The organism is Blautia luti (assembly GCF_013304735.1).
GTDB lineage: Bacteria > Bacillota > Clostridia > Lachnospirales > Lachnospiraceae > Blautia_A.
In genome coordinates this window covers 30,425-47,242 of the sequence record NZ_JAAITI010000011.1, presented here as the reverse complement: position 1 = coordinate 47,242, position 16,818 = coordinate 30,425, and the positions used below count along the sequence as shown (strand labels likewise).

At 37.2% G+C, this 16,818-nt stretch carries 18 protein-coding genes and 2 pseudogenes; 5 read left to right on the top strand and 15 right to left on the bottom strand.

What is annotated here, in order from left to right:
• Window positions 1–270: 270 nt before the first annotated feature.
• The 15 genes and pseudogenes from tnpB to G5B06_RS07995 all read right to left on the bottom strand — a co-directional run bounded on the left by tnpB (window position 271) and on the right by G5B06_RS07995 (window position 12,918).
• A complete protein-coding gene (tnpB, locus tag G5B06_RS08060; RefSeq protein ID WP_015524382.1) occupies window positions 271–630 on the bottom strand; it encodes an IS66 family insertion sequence element accessory protein TnpB in 360 nt (119 codons plus the stop codon).
• Window positions 620–1,006 carry an IS66 family insertion sequence element accessory protein TnpA gene (gene tnpA, locus G5B06_RS08055; RefSeq protein ID WP_059085448.1) on the bottom strand — a complete coding sequence of 129 codons (387 nt, stop codon included), beginning with the start codon at window positions 1,004–1,006 and terminating at the stop codon, window positions 620–622. Before tnpA ends, tnpB begins: the two co-directional genes overlap by 11 nt.
• Before the next feature lie 71 nt (window positions 1,007–1,077).
• Window positions 1,078–1,737: an SGNH/GDSL hydrolase family protein gene (locus G5B06_RS08050; protein ID WP_244094543.1), complete on the bottom strand. Its 660-nt coding sequence runs from the start codon at window positions 1,735–1,737 to the stop codon at window positions 1,078–1,080.
• A gap of 95 nt (window positions 1,738–1,832) precedes the next feature.
• Window positions 1,833–2,315 carry a DUF3841 domain-containing protein gene (locus G5B06_RS08045; RefSeq protein ID WP_173771702.1) on the bottom strand — a complete coding sequence of 161 codons (483 nt, stop codon included), beginning with the start codon at window positions 2,313–2,315 and terminating at the stop codon, window positions 1,833–1,835.
• 116 nt (window positions 2,316–2,431) lie between these two features.
• Window positions 2,432–4,294: a hypothetical protein gene (locus G5B06_RS08040; protein WP_173771700.1), complete on the bottom strand. Its 1,863-nt coding sequence runs from the start codon at window positions 4,292–4,294 to the stop codon at window positions 2,432–2,434.
• Window positions 4,295–5,863 carry an ATP-binding protein gene (locus G5B06_RS08035; RefSeq protein ID WP_173771698.1) on the bottom strand — a complete coding sequence of 523 codons (1,569 nt, stop codon included), beginning with the start codon at window positions 5,861–5,863 and terminating at the stop codon, window positions 4,295–4,297.
• A 14-nt stretch (window positions 5,864–5,877) separates the two neighbouring features.
• Window positions 5,878–7,548: an ATP-binding protein gene (locus tag G5B06_RS08030; RefSeq protein ID WP_173771696.1), complete on the bottom strand. Its 1,671-nt coding sequence runs from the start codon at window positions 7,546–7,548 to the stop codon at window positions 5,878–5,880.
• 11 nt (window positions 7,549–7,559) lie between these two features.
• Window positions 7,560–8,705 (bottom strand): hypothetical protein, encoded by a 1,146-nt coding sequence (locus G5B06_RS08025; protein WP_173771694.1) that lies wholly within the window; start codon window positions 8,703–8,705, stop codon window positions 7,560–7,562.
• Window positions 8,698–8,919 (bottom strand): helix-turn-helix domain-containing protein, encoded by a 222-nt coding sequence (locus tag G5B06_RS08020; RefSeq protein WP_173771692.1) that lies wholly within the window; start codon window positions 8,917–8,919, stop codon window positions 8,698–8,700. Before G5B06_RS08020 ends, G5B06_RS08025 begins: the two co-directional genes overlap by 8 nt.
• A 245-nt stretch (window positions 8,920–9,164) precedes the next feature.
• Window positions 9,165–9,368, bottom strand: a pseudogene (locus G5B06_RS19790) (type II toxin-antitoxin system RelE/ParE family toxin); the annotation flags it as partial.
• Complete coding sequence (locus G5B06_RS08015) at window positions 9,365–9,673, bottom strand: type II toxin-antitoxin system RelB/DinJ family antitoxin (protein WP_173771690.1); 309 nt, start codon at window positions 9,671–9,673, stop codon at window positions 9,365–9,367. The pseudogene G5B06_RS19790 and the gene G5B06_RS08015, both read right to left, overlap by 4 nt.
• A gap of 814 nt (window positions 9,674–10,487) precedes the next feature.
• Window positions 10,488–10,997 (bottom strand): annotated as a pseudogene (locus G5B06_RS08010) (lysine--tRNA ligase); the annotation flags it as partial.
• A gap of 173 nt (window positions 10,998–11,170) precedes the next feature.
• Window positions 11,171–12,397: a tyrosine-type recombinase/integrase gene (locus tag G5B06_RS08005; RefSeq protein ID WP_173690211.1), complete on the bottom strand. Its 1,227-nt coding sequence runs from the start codon at window positions 12,395–12,397 to the stop codon at window positions 11,171–11,173.
• Between the two features lie 30 nt (window positions 12,398–12,427).
• Window positions 12,428–12,604: a hypothetical protein gene (locus G5B06_RS08000; protein ID WP_004843915.1), complete on the bottom strand. Its 177-nt coding sequence runs from the start codon at window positions 12,602–12,604 to the stop codon at window positions 12,428–12,430.
• Window positions 12,605–12,693: 89 nt separating this feature from the next.
• Window positions 12,694–12,918, bottom strand: a complete 225-nt coding sequence (locus G5B06_RS07995) for a DUF6462 family protein (RefSeq protein ID WP_009245419.1) — start codon at window positions 12,916–12,918, stop codon at window positions 12,694–12,696.
• Window positions 12,919–13,374: 456 nt separating this feature from the next.
• On the opposite strand from G5B06_RS07995, the gene G5B06_RS07990 reads away from it, so the two are divergent.
• Genes G5B06_RS07990 through G5B06_RS07970 form a run of 5 tightly spaced genes read left to right on the top strand, consistent with a single transcriptional unit; the run spans window position 13,375 to window position 16,817 of the window.
• Window positions 13,375–13,761: a plasmid mobilization protein gene (locus tag G5B06_RS07990; RefSeq protein WP_173690212.1), complete on the top strand. Its 387-nt coding sequence runs from the start codon at window positions 13,375–13,377 to the stop codon at window positions 13,759–13,761.
• Window positions 13,739–15,292 carry a relaxase/mobilization nuclease domain-containing protein gene (locus G5B06_RS07985; protein WP_173690213.1) on the top strand — a complete coding sequence of 518 codons (1,554 nt, stop codon included), beginning with the start codon at window positions 13,739–13,741 and terminating at the stop codon, window positions 15,290–15,292. The genes G5B06_RS07990 and G5B06_RS07985 overlap by 23 nt, the downstream gene beginning before the upstream one ends.
• A 29-nt stretch (window positions 15,293–15,321) precedes the next feature.
• On the top strand, window positions 15,322–15,648 hold the full coding sequence (locus tag G5B06_RS07980) for a hypothetical protein (protein WP_029471619.1): 327 nt from the start codon (window positions 15,322–15,324) through the stop codon (window positions 15,646–15,648).
• Complete coding sequence (locus G5B06_RS07975) at window positions 15,635–16,414, top strand: FAD-dependent thymidylate synthase (protein ID WP_173690214.1); 780 nt, start codon at window positions 15,635–15,637, stop codon at window positions 16,412–16,414. The genes G5B06_RS07980 and G5B06_RS07975 overlap by 14 nt, the downstream gene beginning before the upstream one ends.
• Window positions 16,404–16,817, top strand: a complete 414-nt coding sequence (locus tag G5B06_RS07970; protein WP_173690255.1) for a dUTP diphosphatase — start codon at window positions 16,404–16,406, stop codon at window positions 16,815–16,817. Before G5B06_RS07975 ends, G5B06_RS07970 begins: the two co-directional genes overlap by 11 nt.
• The last annotated feature ends 1 nt before the right edge of the window (window position 16,818 follow it).

The following is a 16,818-nucleotide window of genomic DNA, read 5'->3' as shown; positions in this document are numbered from 1 at the left end:
ATGTTCCTATTGTAACGCAAAGATAAAGAAAAAGCGAATCAGGCAGACAGGGTATTCGTCATTTTTACTAATAGATGAATACTCTGAAAAACTCAAAAAACTATTAGTTTTTCGGGCTTTTCAGAGTACTTATCCACAAGCCCTGTAAAGGGGCCTGAAAGTACTCCTGAATAAATGAAGGCAGCGGAATTATGAAAAGTGGATAACTCTTTTTCAGGACTTATGATGATTGGAAGATGTTTTTTTATTTTCTCTGTTTTGCACAGGATCTTATAAGATCTTATCCGGTCTGACTTCCTGGATCGGATGGCGTGCAACAATTTCCAGTCCCTGCATGAGATATTGGTACTGCTCTGGGGTGATCTCCAATGCTTCTTCTTTTGTGCGGGGCCAGTTGAATGCACCCAACTCCAGTCTTTTGTATAGAAGCAGGAAGCCGTCGCCTTCCCAGACCAGCCCTTTGATGCGGTCAGTACGTCTTCCGCAGAACAGGAACAGAATATCTTTTTGATACGGATCCAGCTGAAAATTGAACTTGATAATGGATGCAAGCCCCTCCATACCACGTCTCAGATCTGTGTAGCCGGTAGCGAGATAGATCCTGCGGAACCCGGAAGCATCATTCAGCATGAAAGATATCTCCGATACGTGACAGGAGTTCTGCTGAAACGGAATTGGATATCTCTACAGAGACCGGTCCTTTTCGGAGGATGATATCCGGATGGAATCCATTTCTGACAGACTCCTGTTTTATTGGAATGCTGATCTCTGCGAACGAAATCTTTTGTGGGCTGGTTTCATCTGCCGGGTCTGTGATAACCGAAAGGTCCTTTGATGTCGAAGCAGCAAAAGCTTCTTTTCTGAGAATCCTTTGCCAGTAAAAGAATTGTTTGTCTGAGATCCCATTAGCCCGGCACCATTCAGTTTTATTCATACCGCTGTTCAAACATTCATTCATGATCTGGGTCCAATGTTCAATGCGGACCTGACGTGTGATCTTATCCATAAGATCCTCCTTTAAAAAACTTTTAGTTTTACAAAGGGATTATCTCATGGTTTTAGGTGAAAAGCACGGTACTAACTATTTACCGTATACAAATCAACAGACTGTGTCGTACAAATAAAATTCAGCACATTTTGGTTGTAATATGCAAGCGTATTATCCGTATTCTTTTTCTCCTGATCTTCTCGAATAACCGCAGCAATTGTTTCTGCTGCAATTATAGAACCCATCTCATTCGGATGACAGCCATCGGAAGCATAAATTCTCTTTTGATCTGCTATTTCATAAAATCTTTGTCCCACATCAGCAATCAATGCCCCTGTCAATTCAGCTGCTTCATGATAAGATGCATACATTTTTTGATACATCTCATCATACTCCATTCCCAAAGCTTCCAGTTGCTTACTGTCACGTTCATACGCCCATGTTGCATACAGAATCGGAACAGCACCGCAGTCGGAAATCTGCTTGCATAGAAGCTCCACATTTTGCAGAAACTTTTTCTTTGAAGTAATCGGACCATTACTCATTTCCTGTAACACAACATAGTCCCATTTTTCATTCCAAAGTGCACTTTGTGTCAGCTTTCCCATCCTTGTCTTTTCATTCAGCTGCTCCGCCAACCTCGCACCACCACGAGTGTGATGAACTACCTCTGCACCAGTGAGTCTAGCCAATATATCTGGCATATGATTGGCAAAAGTAAAGCTGTTACCTAGCATAAGTATTCGCATAAAATCTTATCCCGTTCTACTATTGTTAAAAGTCTTTTTTCATAAGTATATGAAGATTATTACTCTGCTCACATATTACCAACTCAAATCACCTTTTATAAATTCCCGTACGGAAGAATCTCACAGCTTGGACATCTTCTATTTTCATATTTATAACGCTTTTTTTCACTGTCAGATAATTGTTCATACTTATTTTCCAATTGTTCATCTTCTTCCTCAGATTGGGAAATCAAGCCATTATTTAATATAATTCCCCAAGAATCAAAATCCGACAATACAACTCGTTTTTCGTCAATTGATAGCTCCATACACACATAATCCTGATCTTCCAGTCCGCAAGTCCAGCGTTCTGATCGAAGATCTGGTTTTCTGTTTTTCCAATTCTGTTTGTACCATGCCCATACAGGTAATTCAATTCCTCGTGGTGCAGGACCTATCTTGTTGCACATTTGCTCTACAAGCCAGCCATATTGCTCTTGAAATTCCGGCATAGAACACTTTTCAGGGTTACAATGAAAGCTATCGGATTGTTGAAGGATTTTCCAAATTTCTAATGGTTGTAAAGTCCATAACTGCATGCTTCTCTTCCCCTCATATTCTTCATCTGCCAATTATACCATGTTTTCTATGAATAGTACTATAAAGCAATCCATCAATTATTTTTGACAAATTTATTGTAAAAAGGAAAACCCGATTAACTGAATTTCCCTTTTATAGCACTTTCTGCATCTTCTCGCCGTATTCTATAATATGACAACACTTTTAAACAATCCTCATCCTCTACTGTTTCTTCATACTCATCAAAGATATTGCTGTAAATAATAGGGTTAACTATACCTTTCTGTATTTCTGTAAGAGCACTATAATGTTCCCACCATTCATCAGTGAGCCCAATTTCTTCAAAATAGAATCTATATATGATCATTGCTTCCGGCATAAGCAACAACTTATTAAATTCGTCATCATTACTGCCAAAAGCCTTTTCAAAAAATTCTTTTCCTTTTCCAACTTTCCCTTTGGTTGAATTCAAAACCGCTTGGATAGTACGAATAAACTTTCTATTCCAATATAGTCCAATATAGTCTCTATTGCTAAAGTACTCTGGATCTTCAATTGGATGATATTTCATTGGAAAAGAATAAATACTAATTCCTAGTTCTTCACACAAATCTACATTCAACTTAAGTCTCCAATATAATTCCAATGGTTTATCCTCGAAATTATACAAAACATAATTCGAAAGGCTTGTGTGTCCATGACGCACTGCTGTTCTAACAGCCTCTTCATAACGTTCATGTAGTTTCCAGTGATCAAATGCAATACGAACTGGTCTCACAGGTATCTCAAACATTTTTTCCATATTAGCATCATTTATCAATCTTGAATCAATACCTTGATTGAAATCAACATATCGTTTTCGCCCTTTTCTTTTATAGAACTCCTCAAATAATGGTTTTACAACATCATATGTCTCAAATACAGCTTCTTTTTTGGCAGTATAATCATTTAACAGATAGTGTTCTTCTAAAAGATCATATACATCCTGTATTTTTTCACCATATTTTTCAATCAATAATTTGTACTGTCTAACTACAGTTTTAATGTATCCTCGTTCATTATATCCTTCTTTGAGGTTTTTCACCGCAATTTCAAACATATTAGGAGGAACAAAGGTACTTCCCACCGTAAAACCAGCTTTTTTTATTTCATCAATAACATGATCATACTGACAAGATGCCAGAACATTGTTATCTAATAATAATAAATCTTTCTTTCCGCCAAATTTTTGATTAGTATATTCAATTTGCTCCGTAATTGGAAGAAAATCTTTATATTCCGGTTCAAGTTTAGGAACTGCACAAAATGCACACTTGTTGATACAGCCTCGGGTCATATATGCCAAATATCCATCATTGGCAGGATATACATAATCAATTTCTTCTAAAATTGAATAATCAAGTGGAAGTATATCAATAATCATGTCATTTCCCGGGTCTAACTGTCCTGGAGTGCTCAATGTTCCTACATACGGCCTAATACCCGTTGCTTGTTCGACTTGATCCGGCAAAATGGATGCCATGACCCCACCAATCATAACATCCTTTTCATTTTTACAGAGCTGTTTTGCAAAATTAATGGTCTGTATTGTAATGTCCCAATAAAATGTAAATAATGTAGTTATACCAACTCTATCGTATATTCTGTTTTCTGCTTTGAAATATTCCTTATTTCTGAAATATCTTCTATAATATTTCAAAAGTTCAAATATAATTATGTTTTCATTTACTAAAGGGATTTCGCCTAATGCTTCCTTGGTTCCTCGTGCAATATATTTACATATCTGAGGTTTATATTTTTCCCAAAAAATTGTATCGTCATTAGCATATAACTGTTTTAAAAGTGCTTCATATGTGTTGTTCAAAACAAGTTCTTTAAGATTACCCTTAAAAAAAGTAACATCATCCCCTAACCGCCTATAATAAGTTGCAATTTTCATAAGTCCCATTGGCGGATATTTATTTTTATAATTTGGTTCAACAAGCAAAATCTTTCTCATTTATTTGCTCAACTCTTCCTGTATTTTTTTTATTACCATTTCCGAATAATCTTTAGGTAAAATCATTTTGATAATATTATATATTTTTGCAATCAATTTTTGCTCTTTTTTCCCATACTTTGATAATGATTGTGTTAAATATTTATTACCCTTCTCGCCTTTTTCAGAACCATTTTTCTTTTTTTGAGTTGGTTCTTCTTGCGAATCCGAATGCTTATAAGTTTTTTCTATTTCGTTAAATACTCTATTCAGAACTTCATTTTCATCAGCATCTTTACGACGATTTTCTATTTCACGCTGTGCTTTTAGGGACTTGGCACGTTCTTCTTCTAGTTCCTTTTGTGCTGTCTCTCTCTCTTCAGTATCAATAAATCCGGCGTTATTCAATTTTTCTTTGTATTCTTCTTCCTTTTTTTGGAAATTACTCATCGTTTTTTGTGCACTTCTAACCTTACTTGCATAATGATATAAATTATAAAGTTCCGAATAAAAAAAAGGCTTCAATACTTTTTCAAATTGTTTTGTTGCAGGATTTTGATTAAAATAATCTCGTCTGGCATTAGGAATTAATCCATTATCAACAGCAAAAACTTCACCAATAAAGTAACTGTTTCCACGTTGTTCTTTAAAGTATTTTGGATATCCTATAGTTGACTCATCGCCAATTTGAATATTCTCTTTCCTCAGACGAATACATCTCATTTCATTTACAACCGGTATCTGTTTTTCAAACTTTGCGATTCCATACCACATCCAAGCAATTGGTTTTCCATCATTACCTTTGAAAATTTTAAAAGCAACATCTTTAATTTCATCGTATGATTTGCTATTATCCGATGTACCCTCAAGTAAATTCGTTTTATAAGGCTTAAATAACTGATTTCCATTCACAGTAATTGTATACTCATCTATTTTAAAATTATTTTCATTAGCAAAGTCCTGAATTTTTGATGAAAATATAAAATAATTTGCGTACGGCACTGGTGATACAGCCTGTAAGTATTTTATTACCTGTTCCTCATCCAACAAATCATCACTTTCAAAAATAACGTCTTCCATAATTACTTCAAAAAAATGATCATCTTCGTCTGCCGATTTATATTCAATTTCTGTAATTGTATTAATCAATTCTTCTGAAGATGGATGCTGTGTCGGATCATCAACAATCTCTTTTAATTTAACTCCATCCCACGTAATAATAGATTCCTTATCTTCACCCTTTGATGTCGTTCGGAAAATTAGTTTATCACAATACCCTAAACCTGCTAATCTTCCTATTCCTCGAAATCCTTTTTCTGTATCTCGATCTTTATCAGAATCTGCTACATCCAACATTTTTTTCTTAAATAAATGTATCGGAATACCACATGCATTGTCATATACACAAATTCTTCGCTTAGAATATTCAATAGAAATATCTATATAAAAATCATCTGGCTCTGCCAGCTTACTGGCAATTGCCTTATCAATAGAATCTGCTGCGTTCTGCACAAACTCTCTATATACAGTAAAACTATTTTCATACATAGCTACTGTTAAATTTTCAAGGAAATTTTTTCCTACAGCCATATTCAAATACCCCTCTACTGTTTATATTGTTTGTAAATCGGCTTAGGAAATTTAATATTAAGTAATGACCGAAATACAGGATTTTGTACTATATATTCACCTTGTTTCAAACGAGTCATCATGTTCTTGTATACCGGTGGCACAAATTTATAATCAGGCTTTGCAATTTCGATTGCATTAGTCCTTCCATATGCATGCGTAGAACAGTTTCCCGTTACACGGTTATGTATAGCACTTCTAAATTGTTCTGCTGAAAAAAGAATTATTCCCAATGAACGTCCTCTTTCTGCAATATCTAAAATCTGACGTAAGATTGGTGAACTCTTAGGCGTATCAGTCGAAGCATACTTATTTAACTCATCAATAAAAATAACTATTTTTTTCGGCGGATTGACATCTTTATCTTCACTAAATTGACCTAACTGTAAATCATAAATAGCTCTAATCGCATCTCCAAATACGAAGCCCTGCATATCTTCATTTAATTTTGCAATATCAATAACATGGACTTCGTCCTTTTTTATATGTTTCAGCGCTTCTCCAATTCGAACCTCTTCACCATTATCTCGTACAGAATCAAAAATCTCATTTCGATAAATAGACTTTCTTATAATTCTATTGAATTTTCTCCAACTGTTTACTGTTATTTCCTTATCTCCACCAGATCCAGCTTTACAATACTTTTGAACTTCATCCAAAAAATCGTCCCATCCATCAAGTCCTCCAAAACTCCCTTGATTAGAAATAATATAGTTCAGAATCGAATCCATTGTCTGCTGTGGATCATCCATACTTGCAAACATCAAATCCAAATTGTCTTTATCTTCTTCATATGAATACTTATATAGATGTGCTTTTCCCTGACTTCTTTGGTTATCATATGCTTCTCTATGTAAATAGGTATTTCCAATCTTATTTTCTGCATACGGATAGTAATATTGAACATTCTTAAATGGTTCTGTTGACATATGTAATTTTTCATAAAGAGCATAGGTTGCATTTTTCTCGGCAACTGATTCGTATTCATTAGGCTCATCCAAAGCAAGCAAGTCCTTTCCTTTCACATTAAACAAAACAAAAGCGACATCATCGTCTTGCTCTGGATTACTCATGCACTTATCTTGAATTGCCTTTAAAAGAAACATAGCATATGAAGTTTTTGCTGCAAGTCCAGATATTCCTGAAATGTTTAAATGTGCCCCTTCTGGACCAATCAAAAAACGAGAATCCATTTGAACCGGCAGCTTGATGTTATCCTCGTGTCCATTATACATTTCCAAATAACCACATGTCACTGGATTTTTGACATTTTTAAGTCCCAAAGCTTCTGCCACTTCATCTTCATTTGCCAATTCAACTTTTTGATTATTAATCAAAGGAATATATATATTTCCCGTATTTCCTATAACTTTTGCTTTTACATAGTTCATTCCAATACGATGTGTATTTTCTGTTGCATCGACATCTCCAAAATCGTTCGACACATAATCTGCCAAAAAATTTGCAGTATCTGTAATATGAGATATTTCTTCAATGACACCATAAGAAACACTATGTTGAAGATGATTAACTTTCACAACATCGAAAGGGTTTAATATCAAATCCTGTTTTGTCCAAAAATAAAAATCATCTATTGTCGATGGATTCTTTTCTGTCGCAATTACTTTTCCTATCACTTTTCCCATAACACTATCTCCTAAAAAAGATTCAAAAACATTGTATCACTAAGATACTTACTTTTTGCAAAACACTCTGTCACATAAACCGGATACAAGTGATTTGCCCATCTACTGTCAGCTCCATAGCAGACAGGATTTCTTTCATTTATTATGTTTGCTGAAATTAAATCCACTTCTTCTGTTTCTAAGCCATTATGAATCTGTTCATCTGTAACCAATATTTTTTCTATTTTTAAAATGCCATCAAAAGTATTTGTCGTATATCTTTTATCTCTTATTCTCAAATACCATACAGCATATCTCATTCCTTCAAGTCGTGGAGAACTATACATACTCACTGGAGTTCTATGATATAGCGGAAGATCAGCAATCATATTTGAATTATTCTTACCTTTCTTATCTTTACAGTTTTCTGGATTAAATGATTTTGATACTCCAACAACAAAACTAAAATTCTTTTGAAACTGACGCTTTTCTCTGTCATTTCTTAAATGATCTACTCTGTATTCCAACGAGCCATCTTTGAGCAAATATCTTCTATTATTGATTTTATGTTCAGCTACCAATTTAGTCACCATGGCTACTTCTCTTTGAATCATCAAATCCTGAATAACCGCTATTCCTTTTCCTTCTATACGATCAAACTCATCAACTTTTGTTGCATATGGAATAACATCTGTAAATTGAATTCCTATTGTTTCTAAATAAGATTCCTCATTAAGTTTTTTACAGAGATTTGCAAAAAAAACTTTTTTATTCCAATCACTCTGGCTTGCAACTTTAGGCAACGCAATTGCCAGCCTACGATCAAACTCATAACTATGCATTACTTTATCTATACGTTGACAGCAGCTAACGCCTACCTGTCCCGCAATAACTGGATATACCTTATTTTTGTATGCGATATCATCAACTTTATATGTGTGTCGTGATCCATCTAAAAAAAATCCAAATAATGGTTTATCGTTTGCAATAGAATCTGCCTTTCTTTTCAAATTGATAGACCCATTTGGAGGTACAGTTTCTCCGTATCGTTCCCATGTTATTTCTTGATGATCATCATAAGCAAAAGATAACACATCTGATCCTTCATAAGTATACTTAAATGTCTTATAACTTTTTCCATTTGTCTCTTTTGCAATAATGTCCATTATATTACTCAATGCTGTCCCCCTCTTTCGCATTCGGGATAAAACAAATATCACTTAATTGACATCCCAAAACATAACATAAACGAACAAGCACCTCTAGTGAAACCATCTCATTCTTACTCAGCTTTGCAAAAGTACTTGTACTCAGTTTTGCTGCCAATCTCAATTCCGTTTTGGTCATTTTCTTTTGCTTCATAACAACCCATAAGTTATTATAATTTACCATTTCTGATCCCCTATCAATACAGCAAGATATATGTACATTCTAGCATTAAAGCTGCCGTTTTACAATCATGAAACTTTCGTTTTCTCGAAACTTTATAACGCAGAATTTACTTTCACTTCTCAAAAAACAAGGCTTAGATGGTGCACTGCCACTCTAAGCCTTCACTATCTTTTTTGCCAACGTTACTTTTTCAAACGTTTCATCAATATATCTAACAATTCTGTGTTATTATACGGCATTTCTTCAAACCGAAGTCCTCTACTATGCCATGGTTCTTCCTCATAAAGCCGGTTTCTATTCGGCATGGTGTCCAGCTTTCGAATGGCAGCCATAATTCGATCTGTCTGTCCGGCAGCGTTCTCTGGAGCTAACAGTTCCTATGAAATATATCTGAAAATATTTCTCAGACCTCTTTTGGCTCCTGCTGTATACATCACTTTATATTTCATATTCCAAATTCCCGTTTCATTTCTGCTTCAACTTCATCTGCTGAATATACTCTGCCAGCTTTAATATCTTCCATGCCTTTTTCTATTTCTGCATCGAACTGTTCCTTTGTAAAAGAACCATACGCAACAGGTTCCTCATAAGCCGGAAGTTTCATTTCAAAAGGAATTCCTCTCTGGAGTACAATCTGTCTCAGAAACATTCCTACCGCATTGGACATTGGAATACCAAGTCGATCAAGTACCTGCTCTGCCTGTTCTTTCACTTCAGGCTCAACACGTGCAAATACATTTGCTGTTCTTGCCATAGATATCGCCTCCTCTTTTTTCTTCATTATATTTCGTTTGATTGCAAATTCCAAGCAGTTCGCAATCTTTTTTATTATTTATACACTGGCAGGTGGCAAACGGCAGATAAGGTATCTATAAAAATTCTGTTTTTCTTAATCACTCTGCCACCCATCAGTCTTTTAACCGAATACAATTTTCCTGCTTCTCATTTATCCGATACTCCAGTTCATTCTTCATCCGGCTTCTTACATTACGCATTGTCCTCCCAGATATTCCCTCGCATATTCAAATAAATCCGTCGGTATATTGAGTGCTTTCAAAATCGGTACTATTAATACAGCCCCCGAAAGTGAACTGATAAGCCGGAAGTGAAACCAACAATAACGGTGATAAACAAATTGTAAATTAATGTGCTGCATCGACTCCTGCAAGTGCTTTTTTGCCGATAATGTTTCCTACAATCAATTCATCACCCCAGTTGAACAGTTACTGTAACCGTTCGCTTAAAATGAGCAGGACAGAAAATAAAACTAGTTTTTTCAATATAATCTTTGTTGCACTCATATAACTTCCAAAAAAATAGAGACGCTTCTAAGTTACCGTACAGCTAATGCTATATCACAGGGGTAACTTAAAAACGCCTCTTTATACAATATTAAATTCTACTTATCCTAAATCAGTTTCGCATCAAATAATTATGCAATTTTTTCGTGCTTGCACAAATTCACGCATCAAATAATGTAAGTTTGATGTAAATCACTGTTTTATATGGATTTGACCAAATGAAGTACATCCCGTTATTTTAGTAAAACGGTACATCCTTACATCATTCTAGTACAGCTTTGCACCAGCCGGGATATGGTTATCAACCATGATCAGATGCAGTTCTTCATCTTCGGAATCCTTAAGGTTGTTTACTGCGCTAAGCAGCATACCGCAGGACTCGATTCCCATCATCTTACGTGGTGGAAGGTTTGTGATAGCGATCAGTGTCTTGCCTACCAGTTCTTCCGGCTCGTAATAAGCGTGAATACCGCTTAAAATTGTACGATCTGTGCCTGTTCCGTCGTCCAGTGTGAACTGAAGGAGTTTCTTGGACTTCGGTACTGCAACACACTCTTTAACCTTAACAGCTCTGAAATCAGATTTGCTGAAGGTATCAAAGTCAACTGCTTCTTCGAACAGCGGCTCTACTTTTACGTTGGAGAAGTCAATCTTCTCGTTTGCAGTAAAGAATCCGTTGTTATCATTCGCCGGAGCAGCTTCTTCGGAAGTGCCATTTGTTGACTTTCCAGTTTTCTTATCAGCGTCCAGGGACTTCATTGTCGGGATTAATTGAACGATTCCTTCCACCCTTGTCCGCCGAGCTCCGTCAGGCACCGTACACATCCAAAAACCGATTTTTTTGGTCTTCCACTGAGGTCCATAGAGCCACAAGTCAGCTGTGTCATTCGTGTTGTACAAATTGTTTTGATATATAGATTGTCTCTTCAAGTAACAAGACAATTCTCTACTTATATTATAATCTTTCCCTGGAGATTTGCAACAATTTCCTGCTTTTTCTCCTGTGTCGCTTCCGCATAAACATCCATGGTTGTTGTAATATCTGAGTGACCCATGATACTTTGGATCACCTTCAAATTCGATTCATTCTCACACAGTCTTGTGCAGAATGTGTGCCTCAAATGATGAGCTGAAAAATGAGGGATAATGAGTGGTTCTCTATCCTCTTTCTCTGCTTTTTCTATTTCTTCTTTGTTATATGCAACTCTTGCCCTTTCAATCGCTCGATTAACTGCATTTGGTAAATATACCGTTCCGGTTGCCGTTACAAAAACGAAATTTGAATATCCATCAATCTCTTCTGAGGAAAAGCCAATGCACTTTTGGATCTCATACTCATCCAAAAAAGCATTGAACACTTCATCGATCATCGGAATAGTTCTCCGTCCTGAAATCGTCTTTGGTGTAGAAATATGCTTGACCGATTTTCTGTTTTCATCAGGTCTGTAGATAAAAGTATGATTCACACTGATAATGCGCTTTTCAAAATCCAGGTCATCCCATCGAAGACCGATGCATTCACCAATTCGCATTCCTGTTCCAAGAAGGACCGTTATAATAGGTACCCATCCTTGATATTCCCGATGGGCTTTTAAGTAATCCATAAAAGCTTTCTGCTGTGGAATCGTAAGCGCATGTCTCGGATTATCTTCCCAGATATGGCTCTTTTTGATTTCTGCCATTAATCCGTCTGTTGGATTTTGTCTGAGCAGTCCATCCCTTACAGCCATCTGGAATGCCGGATGCAACTGTGTATGTATACTATCCAGCGTATTTGCTTTCATTTCTTCATCCAGGATAATACGATAATAGAATTTTTTCACATCAGAATATTTGATCTTACCAATCAGTCTTTTTCCAAATGTTGGTCTGACAAAGTGATTATACATATAGAGATAATTCACTTTTGTTGATGGTTTCAAATCATATTTCTGTTCGATAAACCGATCATACAGTTCATTCAGCGTCATCCTGTCAGCCAGCTGCGGATTCAGTCCATCTTCTTTGTCGCGGATGATTTTTCTTTCTTTTGCTCTGAGTTCAACCAATGTTTTTGCGTAAACAGTTCGTCTATTTTTATCTAAATCTGTATAAGAATAAGAATAGCGACCGTCTTTTCTCTGACTCTCACCGGTTCGCAACACATACCCCCGGCTGTCTTTTCTTGATTTTGCCATCCTCTCACCTCACTAATCGTGAGGAGCATCTTAGCTGTGCTTATCCTGTCGGTATAATAGTTCCAATCCTTTCTTAAGCACCTGCCCTTTTGTAAGATCGTACTTTTCAGCATAAGCTTCCAATTGCTTCTGCTCAGCATTGGAGAAACGGATGGTGAAACGATAATTCATGGGATCATCACTCTTTGGTCTTCCCATCTTTGCCATACTATTTCCTCCTTCCTTACAACACTATTATACTTTATGTCCGACAACAAGTCAACGTGTTTTGCTCCTCATGTATTACATTTTATTTTTTATAATTCATCTCTGAAATTTTCAAGATATTCATCCACAATCTCTGTATTGACCAGAACAACTCTCTTCACATGATAGACTGCTTTCGCATCTTTCGCTAATTCCTGAAATGTATGCAACCCCATAGAATATAATTGTGCCCCTTCCTCATAACGGACAAATTTCTTTCTTCCGACCTGCACCAGCTTTTCCAATTCTGGAATTTCTTTTCTGACTTTAGGCATGAAAAAACCTCCTTCCTTCGTACATAAAAAAATATCTTTCATATATACAAAAGAAGGAGGGTGAAAATACAGCCTCTGATATGCAATTTTTTTCGGATTTAGAGAAAAATTATGTATTTGTTAAAAGTCAAGTTTTTGAGTTATTTTGATTTTTCTAAAATTCTTTTCTCTCACACCCTGTATTTTCCCCCTCCATCTTTTGTATATGTAAGAGGGTTCGTAGATTAGAGCAAGATCCACCCAGGTATTACCGTATCGCCATTTTATGGCTACGGCATACCTCCGGGTAAACCTCTTGATGGGGATTCCGATTCCCCATACCCTCGTACAGACATCAAAGATATCTGTTGGCTCTCTATCAAAGATAGTCGCAGCACTTTATATAACCGGAAGGGACAGCCGGTTAAAAAGTGTAATCGCACATCCAAGATGTCTTATCAAAAAAGAAGGAGGACTATGGCACCAAAGAAGAAAGAAAAGAATCTCAAGAGGAGTAACATCATCACATTAAAATTAACGGATATTGAATTGGCAGTATTAAATGAAGCCGTTGACGTTACAGGACTTTCTCGTTCTGAATATGTGAGAAAACTCCTGCTTGAAAAGCAAATCAATCACCAAATTGAAGTTGTTGCAGACATGAACGATCTCAGAAAACTGGTCAGTGAATATGGAAAAATCGGATCGAATCTCAATCAGATTGCCAAGCATTTTAACAGTGGTGGCAGTCAGTCTCGTGCTATAGAAAACGAAATCCATCAGTGTATCACGGACTTATTCCTATTGAGAAAAGAGGTACTGAAACTGGCAGGTGGTATGAATGGCAATCGTAAAACACATTAAAAGCAGAAATGCAAATTACTCGGCTGCTATTAATTACCTTCTGTTTGAACATGATGAAAAAACCGGAAAAAAGATTGTAGATGAATCCGGTCGAAGCATCCTGCGAAAAGAGTTTTATATGGATGGTCTGAACTGTGATCCGATGTCTTTTGACAAGGAATGTGAACTGACAAATGCTCATTTTCACAAAAACAAGAAACGTGAAGATATCAAAAGTCACCACTACATTATCAGCTATGATCCAGCCGATGTTACAGAAAATGGACTTACCGGTGAGAGAGCACAGACAATCAGTTTAGAACTTGCAAAGCAGATGTTTCCCGGATATCAGGCACTGGTAGTTACTCACACCGATGGCCACAATGAATCCGGAAATATCCATACTCACATCGTCATCAACAGTGTGAGGAAGACTGCAGTGGAAAGGCAGCCTTATATGGATAAACCACATGAAGAAGTTGCCGGATACAAGCATCGTTCCACGGATAAATTCATGAACACTTTTAAGAAAACTGTCATGGATCGTTGCCTACAGGAAGGACTTCACCAGATAGATCTTCTTGCTCCGGCTGAAAGAAAAATCACTCAGAAAGAGTATATGGCACAGAAACACGGCCAGCAAACAATAGATGAGATCAATCGGAAAATTATCGAAGATGGTCTCAAACCAACATCCACCGTATTCCTTACGCAGAAAGAATATTTGCGACAAGCGATTGATGAATGTGCTGTCACTTCCAGTAATTTTGATGAATTCCAATCTAAACTTCTGGAACTATTTCAGATCTCTGTGATTGATCATCGGGGCAGATACAGCTATCTTCATCCTGATCGACAGAAGCGGATTACTGAACGTGCACTGGGAACACGATATGGAAAAGAACACCTGGAACAGACCTTCTTACGCAAAGATCCATTGGCTATTCTCTACGTCAGATCTCACCTTCGCCTGGTTGTAAATCTCCAGACAAATGTGAAAGCAATGCAGAGCCCGGCTTATGCTCATCGGGTAAAACTTTCTAACCTGCAGCAAATGGCAAATACCATTATCTATGTACAGGAACATGGATTTGATACGCAGTCAGATCTGAAAAATACACTGCTTGCATCAAAGCAGGAACTAAAAGAAATGCAGACACAGGTTGCTCAGCATCGGTCCAATCTAAGGATCCTCAATGATCAGATCCGCTATACCGGTCAGTACTACGCAAATAAGAAAGTTTATTCCCAATTTTCAAATGCAAAGTACAAAGGAAAGTACCGAAAAGAACATGCGAAGGAAATTCAGAAATATGAAGAAGCCAGAGATTGGCTGAGATCCTTTTATCAGGATGGAAAGATGACAAGCCTAAAAGCCTTGACTTTGCAAAAAGAAAAACTGCAACAGCAGATAGCTTCCGAAGAAGAAGCAATAAGCAGCTTGAAAGAAAAATTAAAAGATCTGGATACTGCCGATCAGAATGTTGATGCCATTCTTCAGATGCAGATTCCAGAAGCAGAGAGATCAAAAACCAAAGATCTCGAACGATAACTATCACAAAACGAAGGAGGAACTATTACATGACACAAGAAGAATTTAATGTTGTATTTGAACTTCAAATGAGGAAATGTGCTGATATCCTGGCACATAAAAAGAAAGAATATACCGGTGACAATATTGACCGCCTCAGTGCATTCAAGATTGCTGCCGCTTTACAAAACTGCGATCCAAAAGCAGCACTGGCCGGTATGATGTCGAAACATGTCGTATCCCTTTACGATATGTGTTATTCCACTCTGTTACATTTTGACATGGAACAGTGGGATGAAAAGATCACAGACTGCATCAATTATCTGATTCTTTTAAAAGCTCTGGTAAAGGAGGAACAGGCCTATGGATCACATTGAAACAGCTATCTTAAACTGCTATGGGATCCGAGAAGCAGAACAGAATATGGTCTTTGCTGCCAGGCTCACACAACACGGACATACGATCCAGAACATGGCAGATCTGATGGATCTTTACCATCAATCCTACAGTCAGAAGACCGTAGAAAACATTGCAGGACTTCCCCATCCAACAGTACAGAAATTCATGGTCATTACCGTGGCTGTTGTTGGTGCAAGCAGACGCTTCCTGGCACAGATCACAAGGCATCAAAACGAAGTAAAGTACATGAGTGCATCTCTGCAGTACAGCAATTATTCCGGTCATGCTGCATTTGCTATTCCATATGGAATCATGAAAGCAGATAAAGAAATCCAGGATATTTACAAGGAAAGCTGTCAGTCAGATCTGGATCACTATGCAGAGCTTTGTGAATTAGGCATTGATCATGATTCAGCCGGATATGCTACACCTCAGGGACTTCGAAACGTACTGATCATCAGCGCGACACCTTACCAGTGGAAGCATATGATCGGCCAGAGAACCTGCAGAAGGAATACGGATGAAACCAGGATTGTGATGCTCTATATCTGGCAAAGATTGTACAAATTAAGCCCGATCCTTTTTGCACCGGATCTGACCGGTCCATTCTGTCAGAGAGGAAGTTGCATGGAAAAACAGATGTCCTGCCAGAATCCTATTTCAAAACTTTGGATGCCATCAGATATCTTAAAAGCAGATTATCCATTGCTCATCAGAAGGGAGGTGAGCAGCTATAAAGATTAAACTGATTGACTTTGGTCTGAAAGCAGATCATCATCCCTTCCGGCCACATGAAAATGATGCCGGTGCTGATGTATTCATGCCTTATGATTGCGTATTAAAACCAGGTGAGATTGCAAGAATTCCGCTTGGATTCGGTCTCATCATCCCGGATGGATTTGCCGGATATGTCTTTCCTCGAAGCAGCATGGCAGCAAAAGGACTGGTATGCGAACTTCCACCGATTGACTCCGGTTACCGTGGTGAGATCCATGCCATTATCAGTAACGTGAGCACATCTTCTCAGACCATTCATAAAGACACACGCGTCGGTCAGCTGGTAATCACACCAGTCGTGATCGCAGACTTTGTCCTGGACCTTGGTGAAGGACGAGGAACTGGGGCATTTGGAAGTACAGGAGAATAAT